This window comes from Lachnospira hominis (ex Liu et al. 2021), from assembly GCF_014287955.1.
Classification (GTDB): domain Bacteria; phylum Bacillota; class Clostridia; order Lachnospirales; family Lachnospiraceae; genus Lachnospira; species Lachnospira hominis.
In genome coordinates this window covers 1-25,926 of record NZ_JACOPD010000013.1, presented here as the reverse complement: position 1 = coordinate 25,926, position 25,926 = coordinate 1, and the positions used below count along the sequence as shown (strand labels likewise).

General features: G+C 34.2%; 24 protein-coding genes and 1 tRNA gene. 12 read left to right on the top strand and 13 right to left on the bottom strand.

The genetic code is table 11. The features are described from left to right. Positions 1–54: 54 nt before the first annotated feature. The 5 genes from H8S01_RS13220 to H8S01_RS13200 all read right to left on the bottom strand — a co-directional run bounded on the left by H8S01_RS13220 (position 55) and on the right by H8S01_RS13200 (position 4,501). Positions 55–618 carry a DUF4446 family protein gene (locus tag H8S01_RS13220; protein ID WP_186837479.1) on the bottom strand — a complete coding sequence of 188 codons (564 nt, stop codon included), beginning with the start codon at positions 616–618 and terminating at the stop codon, positions 55–57. Positions 619–654: 36 nt separating this feature from the next. Then, positions 655–1,587 (bottom strand): ParB/RepB/Spo0J family partition protein, encoded by a 933-nt coding sequence (locus H8S01_RS13215; RefSeq protein ID WP_021865613.1) that lies wholly within the window; start codon positions 1,585–1,587, stop codon positions 655–657. 68 nt (positions 1,588–1,655) lie between these two features. Further along, a complete protein-coding gene (locus tag H8S01_RS13210; RefSeq protein ID WP_021865614.1) occupies positions 1,656–2,414 on the bottom strand; it encodes a ParA family protein in 759 nt (252 codons plus the stop codon). A gap of 392 nt (positions 2,415–2,806) precedes the next feature. Then, entirely contained in the window at positions 2,807–3,451 is a 645-nt protein-coding gene (locus H8S01_RS13205) for a response regulator (protein WP_186837478.1), read from the bottom strand. Positions 3,452–3,472: 21 nt separating this feature from the next. Then, the gene (locus tag H8S01_RS13200; RefSeq protein ID WP_186837477.1) at positions 3,473–4,501 is read right to left on the bottom strand and encodes a sensor histidine kinase; all 1,029 of its coding nucleotides are present in this window, start codon (positions 4,499–4,501) and stop codon (positions 3,473–3,475) included. 248 nt (positions 4,502–4,749) lie between these two features. Here H8S01_RS13200 and H8S01_RS13195 point away from each other — a divergent pair, with 248 nt between their 5' ends. Further along, a complete protein-coding gene (locus tag H8S01_RS13195; RefSeq protein ID WP_186837476.1) occupies positions 4,750–5,703 on the top strand; it encodes an alpha/beta fold hydrolase in 954 nt (317 codons plus the stop codon). Between the two features lie 49 nt (positions 5,704–5,752). Here the strand turns inward: H8S01_RS13195 and rsmG are convergent, their stop codons facing one another. The 8 genes from rsmG to rpmH all read right to left on the bottom strand — a co-directional run bounded on the left by rsmG (position 5,753) and on the right by rpmH (position 12,929). Continuing rightward, positions 5,753–6,511 (bottom strand): 16S rRNA (guanine(527)-N(7))-methyltransferase RsmG, encoded by a 759-nt coding sequence (rsmG, locus tag H8S01_RS13190; protein ID WP_021865618.1) that lies wholly within the window; start codon positions 6,509–6,511, stop codon positions 5,753–5,755. Between the two features lie 11 nt (positions 6,512–6,522). Then, positions 6,523–8,409, bottom strand: coding sequence for a tRNA uridine-5-carboxymethylaminomethyl(34) synthesis enzyme MnmG (mnmG, locus tag H8S01_RS13185; protein ID WP_021865619.1), 1,887 nt, complete (start codon positions 8,407–8,409; stop codon positions 6,523–6,525). Positions 8,410–8,430: 21 nt separating this feature from the next. Then, positions 8,431–9,807, bottom strand: a complete 1,377-nt coding sequence (gene mnmE, locus H8S01_RS13180) for a tRNA uridine-5-carboxymethylaminomethyl(34) synthesis GTPase MnmE (RefSeq protein ID WP_021865620.1) — start codon at positions 9,805–9,807, stop codon at positions 8,431–8,433. Between the two features lie 104 nt (positions 9,808–9,911). Continuing rightward, positions 9,912–10,736 carry an RNA-binding cell elongation regulator Jag/EloR gene (gene jag, locus H8S01_RS13175; RefSeq protein WP_021865621.1) on the bottom strand — a complete coding sequence of 275 codons (825 nt, stop codon included), beginning with the start codon at positions 10,734–10,736 and terminating at the stop codon, positions 9,912–9,914. A 17-nt stretch (positions 10,737–10,753) separates the two neighbouring features. Then, positions 10,754–11,998, bottom strand: a complete 1,245-nt coding sequence (yidC, locus tag H8S01_RS13170) for a membrane protein insertase YidC (RefSeq protein ID WP_021865622.1) — start codon at positions 11,996–11,998, stop codon at positions 10,754–10,756. 35 nt (positions 11,999–12,033) lie between these two features. Next, a complete protein-coding gene (yidD, locus tag H8S01_RS13165) occupies positions 12,034–12,285 on the bottom strand; it encodes a membrane protein insertion efficiency factor YidD (RefSeq protein ID WP_021865623.1) in 252 nt (83 codons plus the stop codon). Beyond that, positions 12,278–12,643 carry a ribonuclease P protein component gene (gene rnpA / locus H8S01_RS13160; RefSeq protein WP_186837475.1) on the bottom strand — a complete coding sequence of 122 codons (366 nt, stop codon included), beginning with the start codon at positions 12,641–12,643 and terminating at the stop codon, positions 12,278–12,280. The genes yidD and rnpA overlap by 8 nt, the downstream gene beginning before the upstream one ends. Before the next feature lie 151 nt (positions 12,644–12,794). Then, the gene (rpmH, locus tag H8S01_RS13155) at positions 12,795–12,929 is read right to left on the bottom strand and encodes a 50S ribosomal protein L34 (RefSeq protein ID WP_021865625.1); all 135 of its coding nucleotides are present in this window, start codon (positions 12,927–12,929) and stop codon (positions 12,795–12,797) included. A 542-nt stretch (positions 12,930–13,471) separates the two neighbouring features. Between rpmH and dnaA the strand changes: the two genes are divergently transcribed. The 11 genes from dnaA (at position 13,472) to H8S01_RS13100 (ending at position 25,560) form a co-directional block, all read left to right on the top strand. Beyond that, complete coding sequence (dnaA, locus tag H8S01_RS13150; protein ID WP_186837483.1) at positions 13,472–14,851, top strand: chromosomal replication initiator protein DnaA; 1,380 nt, start codon at positions 13,472–13,474, stop codon at positions 14,849–14,851. A 308-nt stretch (positions 14,852–15,159) separates the two neighbouring features. Further along, positions 15,160–16,263 (top strand): DNA polymerase III subunit beta, encoded by a 1,104-nt coding sequence (gene dnaN / locus H8S01_RS13145; RefSeq protein ID WP_021865627.1) that lies wholly within the window; start codon positions 15,160–15,162, stop codon positions 16,261–16,263. Positions 16,264–16,321: 58 nt separating this feature from the next. After that, positions 16,322–16,531 (top strand): RNA-binding S4 domain-containing protein, encoded by a 210-nt coding sequence (locus tag H8S01_RS13140; RefSeq protein ID WP_186837474.1) that lies wholly within the window; start codon positions 16,322–16,324, stop codon positions 16,529–16,531. Between the two features lie 12 nt (positions 16,532–16,543). Then, positions 16,544–17,641, top strand: coding sequence for a DNA replication/repair protein RecF (gene recF / locus H8S01_RS13135; protein ID WP_186837473.1), 1,098 nt, complete (start codon positions 16,544–16,546; stop codon positions 17,639–17,641). 16 nt (positions 17,642–17,657) lie between these two features. Further along, positions 17,658–19,583 (top strand): DNA topoisomerase (ATP-hydrolyzing) subunit B, encoded by a 1,926-nt coding sequence (gyrB, locus tag H8S01_RS13130; RefSeq protein WP_021865630.1) that lies wholly within the window; start codon positions 17,658–17,660, stop codon positions 19,581–19,583. Between the two features lie 27 nt (positions 19,584–19,610). Then, positions 19,611–22,229 carry a DNA gyrase subunit A gene (gyrA, locus tag H8S01_RS13125; RefSeq protein ID WP_021865631.1) on the top strand — a complete coding sequence of 873 codons (2,619 nt, stop codon included), beginning with the start codon at positions 19,611–19,613 and terminating at the stop codon, positions 22,227–22,229. Positions 22,230–22,307: 78 nt separating this feature from the next. Continuing rightward, entirely contained in the window at positions 22,308–23,069 is a 762-nt protein-coding gene (locus tag H8S01_RS13120) for an alpha/beta hydrolase (RefSeq protein ID WP_186837472.1), read from the top strand. Next, positions 23,060–23,833: an alpha/beta hydrolase gene (locus H8S01_RS13115; RefSeq protein ID WP_021865633.1), complete on the top strand. Its 774-nt coding sequence runs from the start codon at positions 23,060–23,062 to the stop codon at positions 23,831–23,833. Before H8S01_RS13120 ends, H8S01_RS13115 begins: the two co-directional genes overlap by 10 nt. 53 nt (positions 23,834–23,886) lie before the next feature. Next, positions 23,887–24,729 carry a fumarate hydratase gene (locus H8S01_RS13110; protein WP_186837471.1) on the top strand — a complete coding sequence of 281 codons (843 nt, stop codon included), beginning with the start codon at positions 23,887–23,889 and terminating at the stop codon, positions 24,727–24,729. Between the two features lie 54 nt (positions 24,730–24,783). Next, complete coding sequence (locus H8S01_RS13105) at positions 24,784–25,335, top strand: Fe-S-containing hydro-lyase (protein ID WP_186837470.1); 552 nt, start codon at positions 24,784–24,786, stop codon at positions 25,333–25,335. 137 nt (positions 25,336–25,472) lie between these two features. Continuing rightward, positions 25,473–25,560 (top strand) — tRNA-Ser (locus tag H8S01_RS13100). Positions 25,561–25,926: the final 366 nt, after the last annotated feature.

The window sequence follows — 25,926 nt, the reverse complement described above, 5'->3', positions numbered from 1 at the left end:
GTGAAACAGTGCTATCCACAAACTAATTTATATCCTTTGATATTATGCACCATTTTACTTATTTTTTCCACTATTTTCAAGCATTTCATTAACCTTTTTGCCAAGTATGGCATCGCCGGTTCTTCCTGCAACTGCTTCATCAAGAGCTTTTTGTTCCTCTTCGCCAAGTTCAATATAAGACTGACCATCAACAATCTCTTTAACATAAGCAAAGCAACCATTATTACTATGCATAACATTTACAAGATATCCGTTATTCAGCTTATCAAGCATACATAATGCAAAACTGAGTTTTCCACCCATTTCATGGAATGCATCATACTTAACAACGCCAATCTTCTGGAATGTGTATTCCATTTTTTCATATATATCTTTTATATTATTTTCATTCTTAATAGATAGTTTTTTAATCTGATTAACATCTTCCAGATTACCCTTTATAAGTTCTTCTATAGATGTTCCATCACTTCCACTCATGAATTCCTTGTATTTCTTTTTCATTGATGAAGTTTTGCATATAGATATAATCGCTATGATTAGCGAAATCAACGTTACTGCCGCCATTCCCGTAAATACATATGCAGCATCTACAGAAAACAAGCCATAAAAATCAATCATCTTATCTCTTATCCTCCTTGTTTTGCGAAGCAAACCTTATTCCTGTGTTTTTTTGAGCATCTCATATATTCTTTCTAATTCTGCCTGAGAGTAATACTCAATTTCAATTTTACCCTTATTATTATTTTTGTTTTTTATTGCAACCTGACTGCCTAATATTTTGCTGAATTTATCTTCAAGGTCTCTGTAAATAAAATCATTTTCTGGTGCCTGTTTTACTGGTTTTTCAGGTTTATCAAGATCACGCATAAGTTTTTCTACTTCACGCACACTAAGCTTTTCGTCAAAAATCTTTTGTGCAATCATATATTGCTTATCACCATCTTCAATTCCAATAATAGTTCTCGCATGGCCATTACTTAATTTTCCTTCCATAACCATTTCCTGAACTCTAGAATCAAGCTTTAATAATCTCAACGAATTAGTAATTGCTGCTCTTGATTTAGATACCTTTTCAGCAACTTCATCCTGCTTTAAACGATAATCCTTTATAAGTCTCTGATATGCCTGTGCCTCTTCAATTGGATTCAAATCTTCTCTCTGAATATTTTCAATAAGAGCAATTTCCATTACTTCCTGGTCAGAATAATCTTTTATAATAACCGGCACTTCTTTGACTCCTGCCAGTTTTGCTGCTCTCCATCTTCTCTCACCGGCAATTATTTCATAATAATTATCCTTTTTCTGCACAAGTAATGGCTGTAATACACCATACTGTTTAATTGATTCAGATAATTCAATAAGGGCATCTTCATCAAACATTTTTCTTGGCTGTTCTCTATTTGGCTCAACTTGAGATAATCTTACCTTTGTCTCTGCCGGCTCTTTAACCACAACTTCTTTAACTATTACTTTTTCATTTGTTTCTGCTGGCTCTTCAGGAATTAAAGCATTAATTCCACGTCCCAATCCTTTACCAAGTCCTTTTGATGAACTTTTACTGGATGAGGTTTTTTTGCTAACTGCCATTTATATATTTCCTCCAACTCATTTAATAATTTTGTTATATCACTTTCGATTTAATAAGACATAGGTAATCATCTACTCATAACTTCATCTGCAAGCATCCTATAACTCTCAGCTCCTGATGATTTTGTATCATACTTATTAATCGGCAATCCATGACTTGGTGCTTCTGCAAGTCTGATATTTCTAGGTATGATTGTCTTATAAATATTCTGTTTTAAATTATCCTTAACATTCTCTACAACCTGAAGTGACAAATTTGTTCTCGAATCATACATTGTAAATACAACACCTTCAAGTTCAAGAAGTGGATTCAATTTTTTCTTTACAAGATTAATTGTATGTATAAGCTGAGTCAAACCTTCCAACGCATAATATTCACATTGAATTGGAACTAATACAGTATCAGCTGCTGTCATCGCATTTACAGTAAGCATACTTAGTGATGGAGGACAATCCAATATAACATAATCATAATTATTTCTTACTGTATTAATTGCATTTTTTAAAATATATTCTCGATTTTCAATATCAATCAAATCAATCTCTGCCCCGGCAAGATTTACATTAGATGGAATGATATCAAGATTTTCAAATATATCTTTACATATTGCATCAGATATATCAATTTCTTGCAACATAACTTCATATATTGTATTATCTACATTGTCTTTTGCTATCCCCAATCCACTTGTCGTATTTCCCTGCGGATCTATATCTATAACTAGAACTCTTTGACCTTTTTCAGCAAGACATGCTGAAAGGTTAATTGCTGTCGTAGTTTTGCCTACGCCACCCTTCTGATTTGCTATTGCTATTATTCTCCCCATAACTCCTCGATTTCCATATATGTTCGCGTCCTTGCATTTACTTGCATATATTTATTCAGCTGCCACAACCAATAATGTTTCACGTGAAACATATATATAACTTATAAATATCACATAAGATGTTTCACGTGAAACATCTAAAGAATATATATCACATTAGCATTTTCATTAATTAAATATAACTCAATACCATTAATAATTATAACACACAATATTTATTTTTTGTTGTATATTATATAATTTTTTCTTTATTTTTTTTGATACATTAGGCAGTCATCAATTTTTATAAACATAAGTTTTATATAATAGCACGCATATAATAACAAACATAAAAAAAGATGAGACTTGACCTACAAATCTCATCCATATACATATCAATTATATATAATTAATTACTTAATCTCAACTATTCCATTTTTAATTGCAAAAACTGCAGCCTGTGTTCTATCTGATACATCAATTTTCTTAAATATATTTGATATATGATTTTTAACTGTTCTTTCGCTAATATTTAACATTGCTGCAATTTCTTTATTAAGAAGTCCCTGTGCAATAAGCTTTAATATCTCAAGTTCCCTCTTTGTAAGAGAATCTATCATAGATTTCTTAACATCTCTCCTTGCAAGGCTTGAATTAAGCATTACTGTAAGACTAGGTTCTACATAAATCTCATTTTTTTCAACGCTGTCAATAGCGTCCTTTAAAATAGAAAAATCTGAATTTTTTAAAACATAACCATTACATTTATAATCAAGAGCCTTTATTAAATAATCAACATCATCATAAAGTGTAACCATTATAACTTTTTTATTTATATTTTCCTGACGCATAATTTTTAATGTCTGTAATCCATCAAGATTTGGCATATTAATATCCATAATTATAATATCAGGATTTGTCTTGCTAACAACATCAAGACATTCATATCCATCTCCTGCCTCTCCAACAACATTATATGCCTTATCTAATTCAAGAAGACATTTTAAACCTTCCCTTACCATTTTATGATCATCTGCAATAACAATATTAACTGCCATAATACTTAACTCCATTTATATCTATTTTTCTTTGTACTCCAAAGGAATATCAATATAAAATTTAATTCCCTTATCATTATTTTTTGTTACTTTAACAGAACCATTAAAAATGTATAATCTGTCTCTTATCATTGATAATCCTTGTCCTTTAGTATTTTTACATACATTATTATAATCAAATCCACAGCCATTATCAGCCACAAAGAATTTAATGCTTTTTTTTGTTATCTCAATACTAATATAAATATTTGTTCCTCTTGAATGTTTAATAGAATTTGTACACAATTCAAAAATCATTCTTATTACATTAATAAGAAGAACCTTATCTATATCCGGACATTCATCGCCTTTATATTCATATTGAATTAAAATATTTGTTTTTTTTTGAAGTAAATCAACCATCTTACAAAAACTATCTTTAAAATTAGAATTTTCCAATGGCAAAGGTCTTAGATTAAAAATTATATTTCTTAATTCACTTATACAGTTATTTAACATATCACTGTTATTTTTAATTTCAATTCTGGCACGTTCAATATCACTCTGCATAATATGCAGAATAAATTCATTTTTAAAAATTATTGCCGCCAAATCTTGAACTACAGTGTCATGTATATCCATCGCAATACGTCTTCTGTCTTTTTCCTGATTAGACAATTCATTCATACTTACTGTATGTGAATATACTTTTGAATTATTATTATATATCTCTGATGCAATTACATCATTATTACAATCATCACATAATTTTTTTATACGTTCACATCTGAATGTCAATTCCGAAAGTTCATCTTGCAACAAACTTTTTTTTGAAAGAAGCTCTTGTCTTTGACTCTCAAGTTTTTGAATCTCATCCTCACGAAAACATGTATCATAATTTTTTGATTCAAATAATGATTCAGGTTCACTTTCCTTTTGTCTTATTTTTTTAAGATAATTGTCAATTGAATCTATATCAATATCCAAGCCTCTTATAGAATAATTTATTTCATTTATTTTATGATTAGTATTATCATATTCTTCAATTAAAAACTTACTAACTTCACTCATTAAATATTCCCCATGCTTGCCAAGGAGCAGCTCATAAAAAACACAACCGAACTGTATATTCATAATATACTATTTATATTACAACAGTATCATATTACCTTGAAACATTTACAATATAATACATTATATTGAGTAAATTTTAAAGTATTTTTTTAATATTCGTTGCGAGTTTAGTACATATATACTATAATATTATTAATATTATGGTAAATGAAACATATGATTCTGTATAGAATGGAGAATGTAATATGAATAAATGGAAAAAAGCAGGACTTGCCGTAACTGCATCTGCAGCTGTTATTTCAACGGCACATATCATTAATCAGATGATTTTTTCATCTTCTGTTATTAAAAACCTTACCAATAAAGAAACACGCAGTACATATAAATGGAAATTCGGTAATATATCGTATACTATTTCAGGAGAGGGTTCTCCAATTTTGCTTATTCACGATTTAAAATCTTCCTGCTCATTATGCGAATGGGACAGAATAATAAAATCACTTGGCAGAAATCATACAGTATATGCCATCGACCTGCTTGGATGTGGTCATTCCGATAAACCGAATATAACATACACAACATATATGTATACACAGATGATTCAGGATTTTGTTATTAATGTCATTCATAAAAAAACGGATATTATTGCACAGGGTGATTCAGCCCCAATGGCAATAATGACAGTGTATTCTAATCCATACATTTTTAATAAACTGATTCTTGTAAGTCCACAGGATATAAAATCAGCATTAAAAACTCCGGATAAAATGTGTGAAATAAGAAGATATCTTCTCAACTCACCTGTTTTAGGCACTCTCATTTATAATATATGCATGAGTCGTCAAAAGCTTAATTCCGGATTTGTATTAAAATACTTCAATAACAAAAATTCAATATCACAGAATCTTATTGATACATACAGTGAAAATGCACATCTTGGCGGAAGTAATGCAAAATATCTTTTTACAAGTACAGAATGTCATTATACAACTGTTTCTATAAGCAAAGCTGTAAGTAAAATTGACAATAGCATTTACATTATTAATGGTTCATGTGACACAACTGCTATTGAATCTGCAAAATTGTATAAATCGCTTAATCCGGCTATAGAATCTGTTACAATTGAAAATGCAAAACATTATCCACAGATTGAACAGCCGTTAAAATTCATAAAAAATATTGATATTTTTCTTAGCTGAAACCAATTAAAAATCCGGATGTTTTTCTATCATCCGGATTTTTAATTTTTTATTTAATTGGTTCCTTTGAAGGCAGTCCTGATTTTCTTGGATATTTCTTAGGCGTAATTCTGTTTTTCTTTATAAATACAAATGAACGTCCAAAATCTGTACCGGGCAGACTAAATTTATAAACATGCTTAATTTCACCACCAAGTACACCGATTGCTTTTTTAGATGCCTCAAGTTCTTCATCTATTTCACCCGATTTATATGCAATAAAATATCCACCCGGCTCAACAAAAGGAAGTACATACTCGCTTAATGTTGCAAGATTTGCTACTGCTCTTGATACACCAATTCTGTATTTTTCACGATATAATGGATTTCTCGCTCCGTCCTCAGCTCTGCTGTGAATTGCATCAACTTTTTTTATTCCAAGCTGATTTATAACTTCATTTAAAAAATTAACCCGTTTATTTAAAGAATCAAGAAGACATACATCTGTTTCCGGAAATGCAATCTTTATAGGTACTCCGGGAAATCCCGCACCTGTTCCTACATCTATTACAGAAACATTCTTAAAATAGTTAATTTTATTTTTTATATCATTATCTGTTCCGGATAATTCACAAACAGCTTTAAAAACAGCCAGACTATCCACAAAATGCTTAACTAATACCTCATCATATTGTGTAATACCTGTAAGATTCATTACTTTATTCCATTCAACAAGAATTTCATAATATTTATCAAACTGATCACATTGATTATCCGTAAGTTCAACATTAATTTCTTTTAATATTTTTTGAAATTCACTTCTGTCCAAATACTTTCTCCTTACATCTTTTTTCTTCTGAACTGTTCCATATAAACAAGAAGAACTGAAATATCTGCAGGTGATACTCCTGAAATTCTTGATGCCTGACCTATTGAACGTGGTTTCATCTTATTGAGCTTTTGCATTGCTTCTTTTCTTAATCCGGTAATTTCATTATAATCTATATCATCAGGAATAATCTTGCTTTCAAGTTTCTTGAAATGTTCAACCTGACGCAGCTGTCTTTCTATATATCCCTCATATTTAAGATTAATATTCACCTGTTCAGCAACATCCCATGCAAGCTCTGGTCTATGTTTATCAATAGGTGCAAGAATCTCATAATTTAATTCTGGTCTTTTAACAAGCTCAGCAAGTGTAACACCTGTCTTTAATTCTGTACTTCCGTACTTTTCAAGTAAATCAAGGACTTCTTTACCTGTACCGATATTTACAGATTTTACTCTCTCGACTTCTTCAGCAATCTGCTTTTCTTTAAGTTCTACTTTAGCCATTCTCTCATCATTAATAAGACCAACTCTGTGACCATATTTTGAAAGTCTCAAATCTGCATTATCCTGTCTTAAAATCAGCCTGTATTCTGCTCTTGAAGTCATCATTCTATATGGTTCTGTTGATTCCTTTGTGACAAGATCGTCAATCAATACACCAATATAGGCCTCGGAGCGGTCAAGAATAAGAGGTTCTTCATTTTTTACATACATTGCAGCATTGATACCGGCAATTATTCCCTGTGCTGCAGCCTCTTCATAACCTGAACTTCCGTTAAACTGTCCACCCGCAAAAAGTCCTTTTATTTTCTTAAATTCAAGTGTTGACTTTAACTGTAATGCATCTATACAGTCGTATTCTATCGCATACGCGTTTCTTACTATTTTTACATTTTCTAATCCTGGTACAGTACGATACATCGCATACTGAACATCTTCAGGCATTGAACTTGACATTCCACCAAGATACATTTCATTAGTGTAAAGTCCTTCAGGTTCTATAAATACCTGATGTCTTTCTTTATCCGCAAATCTTACAACCTTATCTTCAATTGAAGGACAATATCTTGGACCTGTTCCGTGAATAACTCCAGCATAGAGCGGAGAACGGTCAAGATTATCTCTTATAATCTTATGTGTCTCTTCATTTGTGTATGTAAGCCAGCATGAAACCTGGTCTTTTTGTACTGTTTCAGGGTCGGTTGTAAATGAAAATGGCACTACTCTTTCATCACCAAACTGCTCTGTCATCTTTGAAAAATCAATAGAACGCTTGTCAACTCTCGCCGGTGTACCTGTCTTAAATCTTCTGACTTCAATTCCATTATCAACAAGAGACTGTGTAAGATGATTTGCAGGAAGAAGTCCGTTTGGACCTGTTTCATAGCTCACATCACCAAAAATACACTTTGCCTTGAGATATACACCTGTACAAAGAACAACTGCTTTAGCAAAATAACTTGCACCTGATACTGTCTTTACACCTTTTATAATGCCATCTTCAACTATTATCTCTGAAACTTCAGCCTGACGCACTAAAAGATTATCAGTATTTTCCATTATTTTTCTCATTCTGTGACTGTAATCAGACTTGTCAGCCTGGGCACGAAGTGAGTGCACAGCAGGTCCTTTTGATTTATTAAGCATCTTTGACTGTATAAATGTAGCATCTATATTTTTTCCCATCTCACCACCAAGAGCATCTATCTCTCTTACAAGATGTCCTTTAGAGCTGCCTCCTATATTAGGATTACATGGCATCATGGCTATGCTTTCACAGCTAACGGTAAAACAAATTGTATTAAGTCCAAGTCTTGCACATGCAAGAGCAGCCTCACAGCCGGCATGTCCCGCACCTACAACAACTACATCATAAGTTTCGCACAAATTTTTCACAGCAGTCTCCTTAAATAATCTTTATTTTCCCATACAGAATTTACTGAAAATACGGTCTGCAAGGTCATCTTCAACCTCTTCGCCTATAATCATTCCAAGTTTTTCGTACGCCGTCATCAAATCAATTGTAAGAAAATCCTCGCTCATTCCCTGATTTATTCCATCTTTTACCATATGAAGGCTGTCAAGTGCCTCCTGTAAAAGCGTTTTATGACGCACATTTGTTATATATATTTCTTCATTAAATGATATTTCACCGTTAAAAAACATGTCTTTTATCGCATGTTCAAGCTTATCAAGCCCTGTCTCATTCTTTGCCGAAATTGAAACCATGCTGAATTTATTAAGATTCTTCAAATCCTCAGGTTTTACAACTTGTTCCATATCTGACTTGTTTAAAAGAACAATAACATTTTTGTTCTGAATAAGTGAAATAATATCATCATCATTTTTATCCAAAGGTCTTGAACTGTCAACAACAAATATTACTAAATCTGCATCCTGTGCATATTTTTTTGCTTTCTCAACACCGATGCTCTCAACATAATCATCTGTCTTTCTTATTCCGGCTGTATCTACAAGATTAAGAGTAACTCCACCGAGATTTACCTGTTCCTCAAGTACATCTCTTGTTGTTCCCTCTATATCAGTTACTATCGCACGCTCCTCTTTTGCCAGAGCATTAAGCAGGCTGGATTTACCCGCATTAGTTTTCCCCAAAATAACAGTTCGTATTCCATCCCGCATTATACGACCGTTATCAGAAGTTTTCAACAATTTATACACATTATCCACACAGTTATCCACATCTTTTTCTATGTTATTAACATAGTTATCCAACGAAATATGTTCAGGGTCATCAAGTGCAGCCTCTATATATGCTACATGATTAAGGATAACTTCCCTTATTTCCTTTATTTTTGCAGATAATTTTCCATCAAGCTGGCTTACAGATGACTTCAATGCGTATTCATTTTTTGAATTAATAACATCTATTACCGCCTCTGCCTGCGATAAATCAATTCTTCCGTTAAGAAATGCTCTCTTAGTGAACTCGCCGGGTTCAGCCGGTTTTGCACCTGCTTTAATCGCCGCTTCAAGAACTTTTCTTGTTACAAGAATTCCTCCATGACAGTCAATTTCCACAACATCCTCTCTTGTATATGTGTTAGGTGCACGCATAACTATGACAAGCACCTCATCTATAATATTACCGTCTTCATCAACAATATTTCCATAATGAACAGTATGGCTGCTGGCTTCAGACAGTTTTTTTCCGTTTTTAGATACAAATATTTTATCTGCCGTCTCAATGGCATCTTTTCCGCTCATTCTTACAATACTTATTCCACCACTGCTCATTGTACTTGTTGAAATTGCGGCTATTGTATGTTCCATACCTAATACCTCTGATTAATATTAAAATTGTCATACAGATTGTGGCTTTTACAGCCACAAACCGCATGACTTTAAAAAATACACTGAATTAAAACAGATACAAATTAATATCTTGAATTTTTTTCTTTGTCAAGATATACAACTACATGTCTGAATGGTTCTTCACCCTCACTTCTTGTAGATACAAACTTATCATTTTGAAGTGTTGAATGAATAATTCTTCTCTCATATGGATTCATCGGCTCAAGTGAAACAGGCTTTCTGCTTCTCTTTACCTTATAAGCAATATTCTTTGCAAGTGATTCAAGAGTTTCTTTTCTTCTGTTTCTGTAATCTTCAGTATCAACTTTAATTCTTACATATTTGTCTTTTCCCTTATTTACAACAAGGCTTGTAAGATACTGGATAGAATCAAGCGTCTGTCCTCTCTTGCCTATAAGAACACCCATGTTAGGACCAGAAAGTTCAACATTTACACAATCAGGATCATCAAATTTAACATCAATCTTAACTTCAAGATTCATTGCCTTAAACATATCACCTAAAAATGTTGTAATTCTGCGTTCAACTTCTTCATTAGGCATAACTGTTGTATATTTTGATGTTTTCTTAGGCTGCTCATGTGAGTCATCCTTAATCTCATTATTATCAACTGATTTTACAGGCTCAGCTTTAACAGGCTCATATGAAACAGATGAATCTGCTACTTTCTGTGTTTCTGTTTCTTTTGCCTTGACATTTGCCTCAACCGGCTTGTCTTCTTTCTTTCTTACTTTAATTACAGCAAGTTTTCTTCCCATTCCCAGAAAACCGGCACTGCCTTTTTCAATAACTTCATATTCTACTTTATCGCTTGTTGTTTCTAATTTTATTAAAGCATTAGTGAGTGCTTCATCAACATTTTTACCTGAAACTTCAATATAATCCATAGTAAACCGCACCTCCGTTAATTCTTCTTAGAGTTTTTCTCATTATACTTTGCTACCATTCCGGCCTTTTCAGCAAGGCTGCCAGGTTTAGCTGATTTATAATAATTAGTTGCCTCAAGAATTTCTTTTACTTTTTTATCATTTTGTTCTTTCTTCTGCTGAAGCTTATCGATTCTTTCCTGACTTTTTGTCTCTGAATCAATCTTCTTAGTGCTTGTTGTAGCATTCTTAGCTATTTTTTCAGGAGGTAATCCCTTTTTGGCACGTTTTTTGTTACGCTGCTCTACATTTCTTCTTACAATCTCATCAACACCGAGTTTATCATAGTAACGATTGATGCAAATCTGGATGATTGTCTGGATTACAGCCGTTGCAATCCAGTAAAGACCAAGACCTGCAGGTACTGAGAATGCGATAAATGCAGACATAATCGGCATGAAAATATTCATCATCTTCATTGATGCAGCTGCTGGATTATCAGAATCATCCTGATTTGACTTGCCCTGACTTACTCTTACACTGATATACTGTGTAACACCTGATAAAATAGGTATAAGTATAGCAATATTTAATGCTAATGTAGGTACCTGTGAAACATTGATTCCGAGGAAAGTATTCATCTCAGTAATCTTTGTCTGATTATCAGCAATTACAGATGCATAAGATGTGAAATGCTCTTTAAGCAAGTTCCACTGCTCTGTTGTAAATGAGTTCATCGCAACTACAGCATCATTAACATTTGACCAGTCAATTTTTGCAAGTGTACCTGTATTAAATGTATTACTCATAAAATCAGAATAATCAGCCGCACTCATAATACCATTGCCGCCATCACCAAGAATATTAATAAATAATGCCTTGAGTGATGTTACATACATAGGAATTCTCTGGAATACCCTGTATAAAGCAAGAAGAATAGGAAACTGGATAAGCATCTGGACACATCCACCCATCTGTGAAGTTCCATACTTTGCATATACAGCTTTAGTTTCCTCCTGCATTTTAAGCATTGCATTCTGGTCACCTTTTTTATCCTTATACTTGTTCTGAATTGCTCTTACTTCAGGTCCGATAATAGAATTTAGCTTCATCATCTTAGACTGCTTTGCAGTAAGTGGAAGCATTAACAATTTTACTAATAAAGTAAATAAAATAATTGCTATCGCAATATTTCCCAATCCGATTGCATTGATTCCAACGAAAAGAACGTCAAGAACTTTTCCAAGTAAAGATGCTATCGGCTCGATGATTGCATTATACATGTGTTTCCTCCAAACAATAATCCATATGTCAAAGGCTATTTAGTTATCTTTTTTACATTCACTGCCCCTTTTACCGGAACAGGATCATATCCTCCTTTAACAAACGGATTACATCTTAATATTCTTTTTAATGCCATAAATCCACCCTTAAATGCACCATATTCAGTAACTGCCTCTTTTGCATACTCTGAACATGTCGGGTAATAATTACAGTAGCTTCTTCCTTTATAAGGAGATATAGCATGTTGATAAAACCATATCAGCTTTAATAATAACTTTTTAATCATTATTTTCCTCTTTTGGGTCTGTAATTATATCAAGATGCTTCATAAGATGAAGCATTGCACTTTCAGTTTCTTTATAACCTTTTTCTTTCAGACCCGCTCTTGCCACAACGACAATATCAAGACCACGCTTTACATTATCATTATTAAGACGAAATGCTTCACGTATAAGTCTCGCAAGTCTGTGCCGGACGATACTGTTCCCGACCTTTTTACTCACAGATACTCCAAGTCTTAATGTATCCGTTCCATTCTCTAAAATATACATAACAAGATACTTATTCGCATACGAAATCTTCTTATTATATACTTTTTTAAAATCACTGTTTTTCTTCAATGTTTCAAAATTACTATACTTCATATCAATACTCATGCCTCTCGATAATTATCAAATATGGGACATTCACCAGATTCTCATATAGACAAATAATCCGGCTTTATGCCCTGCGTAAAAAAAGACAGACGAACGCCCATAAAATATTGGCACCCGTCTGTCGAAAAATTAAAATTAATTAAGCTGAAAGTCTTTTTCTACCCTTAGCTCTTCTTGCTGCTAAAACTTTTCTTCCGCCTGGAGTACTCATTCTTGCTCTGAAACCATGAACCTTAGATCTCTGTCTTGTCTTTGGCTGAAATGTCATCTTCATTGTAAACGCACCTCCTTCTTATACCACAATAATATGGGTTATATTATAATCCTGTTTTATGTGGCAGGAATATTATATCAAGTCTAATATTAAAACATCAGCATTTATTATATTAAGAAAATGTCACTAAGTCAAGCAAAAAAAATCATTTTGCAAAATAATTTTTTATTCACTTTAATTAACATTTAATACCACTATTTCAACAAGTTATCCACAAAATGTGTATAATTCGTGGATAACTGTTGATAATTATGCCTGTTTTCCACTTTTATACTCAAAAACCGCCTATTTTCGACATGTATTGTGTGGAAAATCAATCCACATCTCTTATCTTTAAAAATGTTTCTTCCTATTATAATGTCAGTTTTACGTCATACACAACATATAGTTTCTTCCACATCAATTCACATTAATTATCCCTGATTGTGATTTTAATTTTACACACTCAGTCATATCTTTGATACCTTGATTAAAACCTCGTTTTGGTATATTATATATTAGAATAACTTTACATTTTAATAAACCGAAAGGTGTACTATATAATTATGGAAGAATTAAAACAAAAGTGGGATCTTATAATACAGACCCTCAAAGAAGATTACGACATTACAGATATGTCTTTCAGAACGTGGATAAAGCCTATTCAAGTATATTCAGTTGTAGGCGACAAAATTACTCTTTTAATTCCTGAAAATAATAACGATGGTGACGGCAAGGGATTAAGCTACAATATGCGTGTTGGCTATATAGAAAGAAAGTATCTTGCAGCCATCACTCTTACAATCGCTGAAATTATGGGCAGGGAATATGATGTAACACTCATGTCTTCTATTGATAAGGAAAAGATTGATAAGAAGCAGAAGCAAAAAGATACTTCCGCATCCAAAAATAATAATATACAGAATCTTAATCCTAATTATACATTTGAAACTTTTGTCATCGGTAATAATAATAATCTTGCACATGCTGCATCTTTAGCTGTTGCCGAGACTCCCGGTGAAGTTTACAACCCGCTTTTTATCTATGGTGGTGTTGGACTTGGAAAGACTCACCTTATGCAGGCTATTGCACATTTTATTATCAAGACTAAGCCTGAACTTAAAGTTTTATATGTAACATCAGAGACATTTACCAATGAGCTGATTGATTCCGTAAAGAACCAGAAGAACTCTGAATTCCGTGAAAAGTACAGAAACATTGACGTTCTTCTTATCGATGATATCCAGTTTATTATAGGTAAGGAATCTACTCAGGAAGAATTCTTCCATACTTTTAATGCACTTTATCAGGACAGAAAGCAGATTGTAATATCTTCTGATCGTCCTCCCAAAGAAATGGAGACACTCAGTGAACGTCTGCGTACTCGTTTTGAGATGGGGCTGCCTGTAGATATACAGATACCTACATATGAAACCAAGATGGCGATTCTTAATAAGAAAGCCGAACTTGGCGGATATGATATTCCTTATGAAGTAAAGGATTATGTTGCAACGCATATCAAATCAAGTATCAGGGAACTTGAAGGAGCTTTAACAAAACTTTCAGCTTTTGCAAAACTCTCATCTAATCCTATAACTGTAGAATTTGCTGAAGAAGCATTAAAGGATTTAATTTCTCCTGATTCAAGAAGAGAGATTACACCTGAACTTATTATCGATATAGTAGCAGAACACTTCAATATTAAATCAGAAGATATTCTCTCACAGAAGCGTTCTGCCGATATTGTATATCCAAGACAGATTGCAATGTATCTCTGCCGTCAGATGACTACTAATACAGTACAGTCTCTCGGCAAAGCATTCGGCAACCGTGACCATACAACTATTCTTCACGGTGCTGACAAGATTAACAAGATGGTTATAAGTGATGAAAATACAAAATCAACAATTGACATTCTTATAAAGAAGATTAATCCTTCTTAATGTCTTATAACTTATTCACATTATCCACTGAATAAGTTGTTGATATCGTGTTATACGTTGTTTAAAGCCGTGGATAACCGTTTATTTTTATTTTTTGATTTTTTTGTCAAAAAAGTTATCCATACGCATTTCACACCAGAATCAAGAGGATTCAACAGGGTTATGCCAACGCTTTAACCCAGTAATTTCAAGGCTTACAACCACTTATTAACTTATTAACAGCCCCTACTACTACTACGACTGATTAATATTTATATATATATGCCATTCGATTTTGTTGACATATCATGAAAGGAGTTTTACACATTATGAAATTAATCTTTACAAAGAGCAGCTTAAACAAAGCAGTCGGTATTGTTATGAAAGCAGTTCCAACAAGAACTACAATGTCTATATTGGAATGTATCCTTATCGATGCTTCGACAAATGAAATCAAATTTACAGCCAACGATATGGAACTCGGTATTGAAACTATCGTAGAAGGTGAAATTATTGAGAAAGGTAAAGTTGCAATAGATGCTAAGATTTTTTCTGAAATCGTAAGAAAACTTCCGGACAATGATATCACTATAGAGACGGATGATAATTATACTTCAACAATTACATGTGAAAAGAGTAAATTCAACATTGCCGGAAAATCAGGAGACGATTTTTCATATCTTCCTGTAATTATCAAAGAAAAGAGTATAAGCCTTTCTCAGTTCACATTAAAAGAAACTATCAATCAGACAATTTTCTGTACATCACCTAATGATAATAATAAGATGATGACAGGTGAATTATTTGAAGTAAAAGATAATGTACTCAAGGTTGTAGGTCTTGACGGACATAGAATTGCAATAAGAAATATTAATTTATCAGGCAATGCAGATGATGTTAAAGTTGTTGTACCGGGTAAGACACTTAATGAAATAAGCAAAATCCTTTCATCAGATGCAGAGTCGGTTGTAAATATTTATTTTACTAATAATCATATTCTTTTTGAATTTGATAATACAATGGTTGTATCACGACTTATTGAAGGGGAATACTTTAAGATAAACCAGATGCTTTCAAGTGATTATGAAACAAAAGTTGTAATTAACAAGAAAGAATTTCTTGATTCTATTGACAGAGCTAACCTTCTTATCCGTGAAGGAGATAAGAAACCTATAATTATTAATATCACAGATGGTTCACTTGAAGTAAAGGTACAGTCTGCAATTGGTTCACTCAATGAAGATATTGACATCAACAAAGAGGGTAAGGATATCATGATTGGATTTAATCCAAAGTTTTTAATTGATGCTTTAAGAGTAATTGATGATGAGACAGTGGATATTTACCTTGTAAATCCAAAGGCACCATGTTTTATACGTGACAAAGAGGAAAATTATATTTATCTTATTCTTCCTGTTAATTTTTCAGCCTAAATAAATATTTTCATTAATTAACTATTTATGAAATAAGTATATAAAGATTGGAGAAAAAATGCAGGTAATAAAATTGCGTGATGATTTTATAAAACTTGGTCAGGCAATTAAGGCAGCCGGACTCGTTGAGTCTGGTGTTGAGGCCAAGATTGTAATTCAGGACGGAGAAGTTAAAGTAAATGGTGCTGTCGAAACACAGCGAGGAAAAAAGCTTACCGGCGGAGAGATTATTTCTTACAATGGTGAGGAAATAAAGATAGAACGATAGTGTGGTGTAAAAGTGATAGTTGAATCCCTGAAGTTACAAAATTACAGAAATTATGAATATCTTAATATGAATTTTGATGAAAAAATAAATATTATATATGGCGATAATGCACAGGGAAAGACTAATATACTTGAGTCAATGTATGTATGTGCGACTTCAAAATCACATCGTGGCAGCAAAGACCGCGAAATTATAAGATTTGATAATGATGAGTCACATATTAAAGTAAATGTCAAAAAAAACGACATGAATTACCGCATAGACATGCACCTGAAAAAAAATAAACCTAAAGGAATCGCTGTCAACGGAATTCCGATAAAAAGAGCGGTTGAACTTTTTGGTATACTTAATATAGTTTTTTTCTCTCCGGAAGACCTTAATATTATAAAAAATGGTCCATCGGAAAGAAGAAGATTTATTGATATGGAATTAAGCCAGCTTGATAAAATATATCTTGACTGTCTTATAAATTATAACAAAGTCGTTAATCAGAGAAACAGTCTGCTCAAAGAATATGCATTTTCGGGAAGGGAAGATATAATATCATCCCTTGATATATGGGATATGCAGCTTGTAAAGTATGGTAATGATGTCATAAAAAGCAGGGAAAAGTTTGTAAAAGAGATAAATGATCTTGTAAAATCAATTCATACAAAACTTTCCGGAGACAGGGAACAGCTTGAAATAATCTACGAACCATGTGTAAAAGAACAAGATTTTGAATCTGAACTTGTACGGGTTCGAGACAGGGATTTGAAGTTTAAATGTACCAATATTGGACCACATAAAGATGATATGTGTTTTTTGATTAATGGAATGGATGTAAGAAAATATGGTTCGCAGGGGCAGCAAAGAACAGCAGCACTGTCTTTAAAGCTTGCGGAAATTGAGCTCGTTAAGCAGATAATCCATGATACGCCGGTACTGTTTCTAGATGATGTTTTATCAGAACTTGACAGCAGGAGACAGAATTTTCTACTGGACAGTATAGGTAATATTCAGACTATGATAACATGCACAGGCCTTGATGAATTCATAAATAACAGATTTTCAATTAATAAAATTTTTAAAGTTGTAAATGGAACAGTAAGTTCTATGGAACACAGATAAAAAGGAGGATTTAAAAGTGTCAGAACAACAGCAGTATGGTGGTGACCAGATTCAGGTTCTTGAAGGACTTGAAGCAGTAAGAAAAAGACCCGGTATGTATATCGGTTCTACATCTGCAAGAGGACTTCATCATCTTGTATATGAGATTGTAGATAATGCAGTTGATGAAGCACTCGCAGGATACTGCAATACAATACAGGTAATAATCAATAAAGATAATTCAATAACAGTAGTAGATAATGGTCGAGGTGTTCCGGTAGATATCAATCATAAGACAGGAAAACCGGCTATTGAAGTTGTGTATACAATCCTTCATGCAGGCGGTAAGTTTGGCGGCGGAGGATACAAAGTATCCGGCGGACTTCACGGCGTAGGTGCATCCGTAGTTAACGCACTTTCTGAATGGATGGAAGTTTATGTAAAAAGAGGCGGTCATATATACAATCAGAGATATGAGAGAGGTAAAGTATGTTATCCTCTCAAAGTTGTAGGTGACTGTGATGAAAATGATACAGGAACAAAAGTAACATTTTTACCTGATAAAGAAATATTCCAGGAAACACAGGTGTTTGAATTTGATGTTTTAAAACACCGTTTAAGAGAGATGGCATTTCTTACAAAAGGTATCAAGATAATTTTAAAAGACGAGCGTGAGGGAATAGAGCAGGAAAGAACATTCCACTATGAAGGCGGTCTTAAAGAATTCGTTGAATATCTTAACAAGAGTAAAGTGCCTCTTTATGACAACATTATTTATTGTGAAGGTGTCAAAGACAATGTACAGGTAGAAGTGGCTTTCCAGCATAACGATGGATACAATGAAGTTATAGATTCATTTGTAAATAATATCAAGACTCCTGAAGGTGGTACTCATCTTACAGGTTTCAGAAATGCACTTACAAAGACATTCAATGATTATGCAAGAAAAAATAAAATAATAAAAGACAGTGAACCTGCACTTACAGGCGATGATATAAGAGAAGGACTTACAGGTATAGTAAGTGTAAAGATTGAAGACCCTCAGTTTGAAGGACAGACAAAGCAGAAGCTTGGAAATACTGTGGCAAGAGGTGCCGTTGACAGCATTGTAAGTGAGCAGCTTACATATTTCCTTGAGCAGAATCCTTCTGTTGCCAAGTCAATCTGTGAAAAATCAGTTCTTGCACAGCGTGCAAGGGAGGCAGCAAGAAAAGCAAGAGATTTGACAAGAAGGAAGACTGCACTTGAAAGTACATCACTTCCGGGTAAACTTGCAGACTGTTCAGATAAAGACCCTAAAAATTGTGAAATTTTTATCGTTGAGGGTGATTCAGCCGGAGGTTCCGCAAAGACAGCAAGAAGCCGTGCAACACAGGCGATTCTTCCTCTTAGAGGCAAGATTCTCAATGTAGAAAAAGCACGTCTTGACAGAATTCTTGGAAATGAAGAAATAAAGGCGATGATTACGGCTTTTGGAACGGGTATACATGAAGATTTTGATATAAGCAAATTAAGATACCACAAAATTATAATTATGACGGATGCCGATGTAGATGGAGCACATATTGCAACACTCCTTCTTACATTCTTCTACAGATTCATGCCTGAGCTTATTAAACAGGGACATGTTTATCTTGCCATGCCGCCACTTTATAAAATCGAAAAAAATAAAAAAGTATGGTATGCATACAGTGATGATGAACTTAATCAGATAATGCTTGAAATTGGACGTGACCAGAATAATAAAGTACAGCGTTACAAAGGTCTCGGTGAGATGGATGCAGAACAGCTCTGGGATACAACAATGGACCCAGAGAAGAGAATTCTCAAGCGTGTAAATATGGATGAAGACCTTGAGTCAGAAGTTGATGTTACATTTTCAACACTTATGGGTGACAAGGTTGAACCAAGAAGAGAGTTTATTGAAGCAAATGCAAAGTACGTTAAAAATCTTGATATATAAAATGTATTTGCAGCATGGAGGTAGATAATGGATGAACATATCTTTGATAAAATACATGAAGTAGATATGCAAAAAACCATGGAGAGTTATTATATTGACTATGCCATGAGTGTTATTGCATCAAGAGCACTTCCTGATGTAAGAGACGGACTGAAACCGGTTCAGCGTCGTATCTTATATTCAATGATAGAGTTAAATAACGGACCTGACAAACCGCACAGAAAATGTGCCCGTATTGTCGGTGATACAATGGGTAAATATCACCCACATGGTGACTCTTCAATTTATGAGGCATTGGTAAAACTCGCACAGGATTTCAATACACGTTATCCTTTGGTAGACGGACATGGAAACTTTGGTTCTGTTGATGGAGACGGAGCTGCAGCCATGAGATATACAGAGGCGAGACTCAGCAAAATCTCAATGGAGATGACTGCTGACATCAACAAAAATACAGTGGATTTTGTACCAAACTTTGATGAGACAGAAAAAGAACCTACAGTTCTTCCGTCAAGATATCCTAATCTTTTAGTAAATGGTACATCAGGTATTGCCGTTGGTATGGCAACTAACATACCTCCTCACAATCTTCGTGAGGTAATTGCAGCAGTTGTAAAAATTATTGATAACAAAATCGAAAAAGATGCAGATACAACTATAGAGGAAATTCTTGAGATAATTAAAGGACCTGATTTTCCTACAGGTGGTACAATTATCGGAAAAATGGGAATTGAAGAGGCTTACAGAACCGGACGTGCCAAGATTAAAGTGCGTGCTGTTACTGATATTGAGCCTATGCAGAACGGCAAAAACAGAATTGTTGTAACTGAACTTCCGTATATGGTAAACAAAGCAAGACTTATTGAAAAAATAGCAGAGCTTGCAAGAGATAAAAAGATAGACGGAATAACAGATTTACGTGATGAGTCAGACCGTCAGGGTATGAGAATCTGTATTGAACTCAGGAGAGACGTAAATCCTAATATTATTTTAAATCAGCTCTACAAGCATACACAGCTTCAGGATACATTTGGCGTAATAATGCTTGCACTTGTGGATAACCAGCCAAAAATTTTAAATATTCTGGATATGTTAAAATATTATCTTCTTCATCAGGAAGATGTAGTAACCAGAAGAACAAAATATGATTTAAACAAGGCTGAAGAGAGAGCCCACATTTTAGAGGGCTTGATGGTTGCACTTGATAATATTGACAGAGTAATCTCAATTATCAGAGGTTCCCAGAATGTGCAGATTGCAAAGGAAAGCCTCATGGCAGAGTTTGCACTTTCAGATGCACAGTCACAGGCAATTGTGGACATGCGTCTCCGTGCTCTTACAGGTCTGGAAAGAGAAAAACTTGAAGCAGAATTAAAAGATCTTCTTGCAAAAATAGCAGAATACAAAGAGATTCTTGCAGATAAGAAAAAGCTTCTTGGAGTAATCAAACAGGAAATTTCTCTTATTGCGGACAAATACGGTGATGACAGAAGAACATCAATCGGATTTGATGAATATGATTTGTCGATGGAAGATTTAATTCCTGATGAGCCTGTTGTAATTGCAAGAACAACACTTGGATATATTAAGAGAATGACTCCTGACAACTTCAAGAGCCAGAACAGAGGCGGTAAAGGAATTAAAGGAATGCAGACTCTTGATGAAGATTATATACAGGATTTGTTTATGACAACGTCACATCATATCCTTACATTCTTCACAAATACAGGCCGTGCATATAAGTTAAAAGCATATGAAATTCCAGAATCGGGCAGAACATCAAGAGGAACAGCCATAATCAACTTATTGCAGCTTCAGCCCGGCGAAAAAATTGCTGCTGTAATTCCTATAGATGTAAAGCAGATTGCCGATAAAGACAATATGTTTATGGCAACAAGAAAAGGTATCGTTAAAAAGACACCAATTAAAGAGTTTGCAAATATACGTAAAACAGGAATTCAGGCAATCGGTATGCGTGACGATGATGAGCTTATAGAAGTTAAGCTTACAGACAGCGACTGTGATATAATCCTTGTAACAAAGCTTGGCCAGTGCATCAGATTTAAAGAAACAGATGTAAGACCTACAGGCAGAAGTGCTATGGGTGTAATCGGTATGAATCTTCTTGACGAAGATGAAGTTGTAGGCATGCAGCTCGACAAACAGGGAGATTCACTTCTTATCGTATCAGAAAACGGTCTTGGAAAACGTACAGACATTAACGAATTTGTTGTACAGCACCGTGGTGGTAAGGGAGTTAAATGTTATAAAATTAACGAAAAAACAGGAAATGTTGTAGGTGTCAAAGCAGTTGATGACACAAGAGAAGTTATGCTTATAACAACAGATGGAATAATAATCCAGATTAAATGTGATGACATATCAAATCTCGGACGTATAACATCAGGTGTAAAACTTATCAATCTTGATGATGGTGTAAAAGTTGCAACAATAGCGAAAGTACGCAAAAAACCTGTAGATGAAAATGACAAGGATGCTGACGGATTTGAAGAAGAATCACAGGAAAAATCTGCCGTGGTATCAGAAGCAGACTCACAACCGGAAGGTGAAAAAGAACCTGAAAGTGAGATAGATGCGTCTATAGATGAGCTTTTAGAAAGAGCTGAAAAAGATAAGAACGAATAAATTCAAGTTAAAAAGAAGCGGTGAGATTGCCGCTTCTTTTGTAATAAATTTTTCAAATGTATACAGGAGGTGTTTTAATTGTCACATTTAACAATAAATTTCAAATCAAAATCACTTAACATGCCTGTTATGCTCGATGTTTTGATGCCGCAGGGACACGGTGGATATAAGACATTATATCTTTTACATGGAGCGGGCGGAGACCATGCATGCTGGACGCTAAAAACACGTATTGCCGATTATGTTGAAGGTAAAAATATTGCAGTTGTCATGCCATCAGGAAATAACAGATTTTATGTTAATAATGTAAACGGAAAAGATTATTTTTCATTTATTGCAGACGAACTTATAGAAAACTGTGAGACATGGTTTAATATAAGCAGAAATCCTGACGACAGGTATATAGCGGGAATGTCAATGGGGGGATACGGTGCATTTTATGCGGCACTTAAAAGACCAAAGCAGTATAATACGGCATTTTCGTATTCGGGACTTTTAAATCTTATCGAAAGATATGATAATCCGCAGGGAATAGACATGTATCCTGTTTTTGGCACGCGTGAGGAACTTATTGACAATAATTTCGATTTATATTCTCTTTTCAACAAAAAAGGTACAGATGACAGTGAAATTGTGGATAACCCTACAAAATTTATTATTGCATGTGGATTACAGGATCCGAGACTTCATATGAGCAAAGATTTTTACAAAGAAGCGAAAGAGGCCGGACTGAATGTTTCAATGTATGAGCAGGATGGAGAACATGAGTGGGATTATTGGGATAAGTGTATCGAACAGACTATAAAATGTATTGCAGGGGAGGATTCAAAATGGCAGTAATAAATCTTAATTTATTTTCTATGATGCTTCGTTTTGGAACGGACGTAACTGTAGTTCTTCCGGATGAAATACAAAAAGACGAAAAACTTGCTTGTGTATGGCTTTATCACGGAGGAAGCGGAGACCACACAGACTGGCTTTATCATACCGACCTTGTAGATGAGGTTGAAAAACGCCATTTTGCCGCGGTTCTTCCGAATGTCAATGAATCATGTTTTGTAAATATGAATATCGGCGGTAAATATGAAAGTTATGTTGCAAAAGAACTTCCGTCAATAATATGGAATATGTTTGACTGCATTTCAAAAGACCGCGAAAAGAATTTTGTATCGGGACTTTCAAACGGAGGTTACGGCTGTCTTCATACAATATTAAAATATCCTGATAAATTTTCAAAAGTCGGGGCATTTTCCGCTGGAGATAAAGCAGATTCCGTATTTTTAAACGATGGAAGCGAAAAATCAATCAACAGAATACGTTTGTTTGGTGATGGTGATTTACATAAAACAGAATATGGACTTACATATCTAGCAGATTTATTTATAGAAAAAGAACTTCCAAAGATACAGATTTATCATGCATGCGGAAGTCTTGACCCATGGCTTGACATGAATCATATAGTCAGGGATTATTTTCTTGAGCATAAAGATTATTTCGATTATACTTATGATGAAATGGAAAATTACGGACACGAATGGAAGTTCTGGAATATCGAATTGAAAAAATTTCTCGATTTTGCAGGACTTTGTGAGAAGCAGAATTAAATATTACTGTTTTGAGCTTGTATACAATATCCGCATAAAAACAGGAGGGTGACATGAGGGACGTAAATGTCAGTGAGATTACAAAAAATATCAAAGAAATGTGTATTGAGGCAAATCATTTTTTGTCTGAAGACATGAAAAAAGTATTTAAGAATGCTGTTGATTCGGAAGAATCACCGCTTGGAAAGCAGGTTTTAAATCAGTTAAATGAAAATCTTTCCATCGCTGCATCTGATATGATACCGATATGCCAGGATACGGGAATGGCTGTTATTTTTATAAATGTCGGTCAGGAAGTGCATTTTACAGGCGGAGACATTACCGATGCAATTAACGAAGGCGTACGGGAAGGATATGTTGAAGGATATCTTAGAAAATCTGTTGTCAGTGACCCTCTTATAAGAGAAAATACAAAAGACAATACTCCTGCTGTTATTCATTATTCGATAGTTCCGGGAGATAAAGTTGAGATAACAGTTGCACCTAAAGGTTTTGGAAGTGAAAATATGAGCCGTGTATTCATGTTAAAGCCCGCAGATGGAATTGAAGGTGTTAAAAATGCAATTCTTACAGCAGTAAAAGATGCAGGTCCAAATGCTTGTCCTCCTATGGTAGTCGGAGTCGGAATCGGTGGTACATTTGAAAAATGTGCAATTCTTGCAAAAAGGGCACTCACAAGAAATCTTGAGGAAAAATCAGACATAGAATATGTAAGAAATCTCGAATCCGAAATGCTTGAAAAAATCAATAAACTGGGAATAGGTCCCGGCGGACTTGGAGGAACACAGACAGCACTTGCTGTTAATATAGAAACATATCCGACACATATAGCAGGTCTTCCTGTTGCAGTAAATATATGCTGTCATGTAAACCGTCATGTTAAAAGAGTGTTGTAAAATTGGTTTGCATAATAAATATTTTATGGCTTATTAGCCGGAAAAGAGGAAATAATGGATAAGCATATTACAGCACCAATAAGTGATGAGGACGCAAAAGAACTCAGAGCCGGTGACTATGTATACATAACAGGAACTATTTATACAGCAAGAGATGCCGCACATAAAAGAATGGCAGAAGCTTTAGCAGCCGGAGAGCCACTTCCTATAGATATGAAAAATAATATTATATATTACATGGGACCATCTCCGGCAAGAGAAGGCAGACCAATCGGTTCAGCAGGTCCGACAACTGCGAGCAGAATGGATAAGTATGCACCGGATTTACTTGATCTGGGACTTAAAGGAATGATAGGAAAAGGAAAGCGTACTGATGCAGTTAAAGCTGCAATTGTAAGAAATGGTGCTGTATATTTTGCTGCGGTAGGTGGTGCAGGAGCATTACTTTCGCAAAGAATCAAATCATCAGAAGTAATTGCATATGATGATTTGGGTACAGAGGCAATACGTAAGCTTTATGTAGAAGATTTTCCTGTAATTGTAGTAATTGACAGTGAAGGAAATAATCTTTATGAAACTGCAATAAAAGAATACTGTCGTGAGTAATTCAGATTTGTGAAATTTTGGTCATTGATTTTTTACAAATATATTTGATAAATATTTTGAAAAATATTATTGACAATTAAAAACTGCTTTGATATAATTTAACTTGCGTTTAACGCAAAAGTAAATATTTCAATTATGGAGAAATACTCAAGAGGCTGAAGAGGCGCCCCTGCTAAGGGTGTAGGTCGGGCAACCGGCGCGAGGGTTCAAATCCCTCTTTCTCCGCTTGGCAGGAGATAGCCGCAGACAATTTTGTCTGCGGCATTTCTATTTCTATTTTTGTTTCTTATAGCAAGGTTCTGTTTTGCGTTAGTAACGAAAAAAAATATGAAATTAAAAATTATTTTTACGGTTATTTAAGCAAAAGTCTTATAAATAACAAAATAATGTATATGAGGTGTAAAAATATCTAGTGTTTTTGCAGCTGCAAAAACACTAGATATTGTATTTCAACCAATTAATTTCAAAAAAATCAAAAAAAGTTAAAAAAAATCAAAAAAAGGTGTTGACATATATAACCTCAGGTGATATTATAATCAAGTCGCCGCGAGCGACACACAAAACAAATGACTTACAGGCCAGCAGACATGC

What these genes read in the sequence shown, in the direction of transcription:
- H8S01_RS13220 (WP_186837479.1), bottom strand. Translation starts at nt 618, where the DNA reads ATGATTGATTTTTATGGCTTGTTTTCTGTAGATGCTGCATATGTATTT.
- H8S01_RS13215 (WP_021865613.1), bottom strand. Translation starts at nt 1,587, where the DNA reads ATGGCAGTTAGCAAAAAAACCTCATCCAGTAAAAGTTCATCAAAAGGA.
- H8S01_RS13210 (WP_021865614.1), bottom strand. Translation starts at nt 2,414, where the DNA reads ATGGGGAGAATAATAGCAATAGCAAATCAGAAGGGTGGCGTAGGCAAA.
- H8S01_RS13205 (WP_186837478.1), bottom strand. Translation starts at nt 3,451, where the DNA reads ATGGCAGTTAATATTGTTATTGCAGATGATCATAAAATGGTAAGGGAA.
- H8S01_RS13200 (WP_186837477.1), bottom strand. Translation starts at nt 4,501, where the DNA reads ATGAGTGAAGTTAGTAAGTTTTTAATTGAAGAATATGATAATACTAAT.
- H8S01_RS13195 (WP_186837476.1), top strand. Translation starts at nt 4,750, where the DNA reads ATGAATAAATGGAAAAAAGCAGGACTTGCCGTAACTGCATCTGCAGCT.
- mnmE (WP_021865620.1), bottom strand. Translation starts at nt 9,807, where the DNA reads ATGGAACATACAATAGCCGCAATTTCAACAAGTACAATGAGCAGTGGT.
- jag (WP_021865621.1), bottom strand. Translation starts at nt 10,736, where the DNA reads ATGGATTATATTGAAGTTTCAGGTAAAAATGTTGATGAAGCACTCACT.
- yidC (WP_021865622.1), bottom strand. Translation starts at nt 11,998, where the DNA reads ATGTATAATGCAATCATCGAGCCGATAGCATCTTTACTTGGAAAAGTT.
- yidD (WP_021865623.1), bottom strand. Translation starts at nt 12,285, where the DNA reads ATGATTAAAAAGTTATTATTAAAGCTGATATGGTTTTATCAACATGCT.
- rnpA (WP_186837475.1), bottom strand. Translation starts at nt 12,643, where the DNA reads ATGAAGTATAGTAATTTTGAAACATTGAAGAAAAACAGTGATTTTAAA.
- rpmH (WP_021865625.1), bottom strand. Translation starts at nt 12,929, where the DNA reads ATGAAGATGACATTTCAGCCAAAGACAAGACAGAGATCTAAGGTTCAT.
- dnaN (WP_021865627.1), top strand. Translation starts at nt 15,160, where the DNA reads ATGAAATTAATCTTTACAAAGAGCAGCTTAAACAAAGCAGTCGGTATT.
- H8S01_RS13140 (WP_186837474.1), top strand. Translation starts at nt 16,322, where the DNA reads ATGCAGGTAATAAAATTGCGTGATGATTTTATAAAACTTGGTCAGGCA.
- gyrA (WP_021865631.1), top strand. Translation starts at nt 19,611, where the DNA reads ATGGATGAACATATCTTTGATAAAATACATGAAGTAGATATGCAAAAA.
- H8S01_RS13115 (WP_021865633.1), top strand. Translation starts at nt 23,060, where the DNA reads ATGGCAGTAATAAATCTTAATTTATTTTCTATGATGCTTCGTTTTGGA.
- H8S01_RS13110 (WP_186837471.1), top strand. Translation starts at nt 23,887, where the DNA reads ATGAGGGACGTAAATGTCAGTGAGATTACAAAAAATATCAAAGAAATG.
- H8S01_RS13105 (WP_186837470.1), top strand. Translation starts at nt 24,784, where the DNA reads ATGGATAAGCATATTACAGCACCAATAAGTGATGAGGACGCAAAAGAA.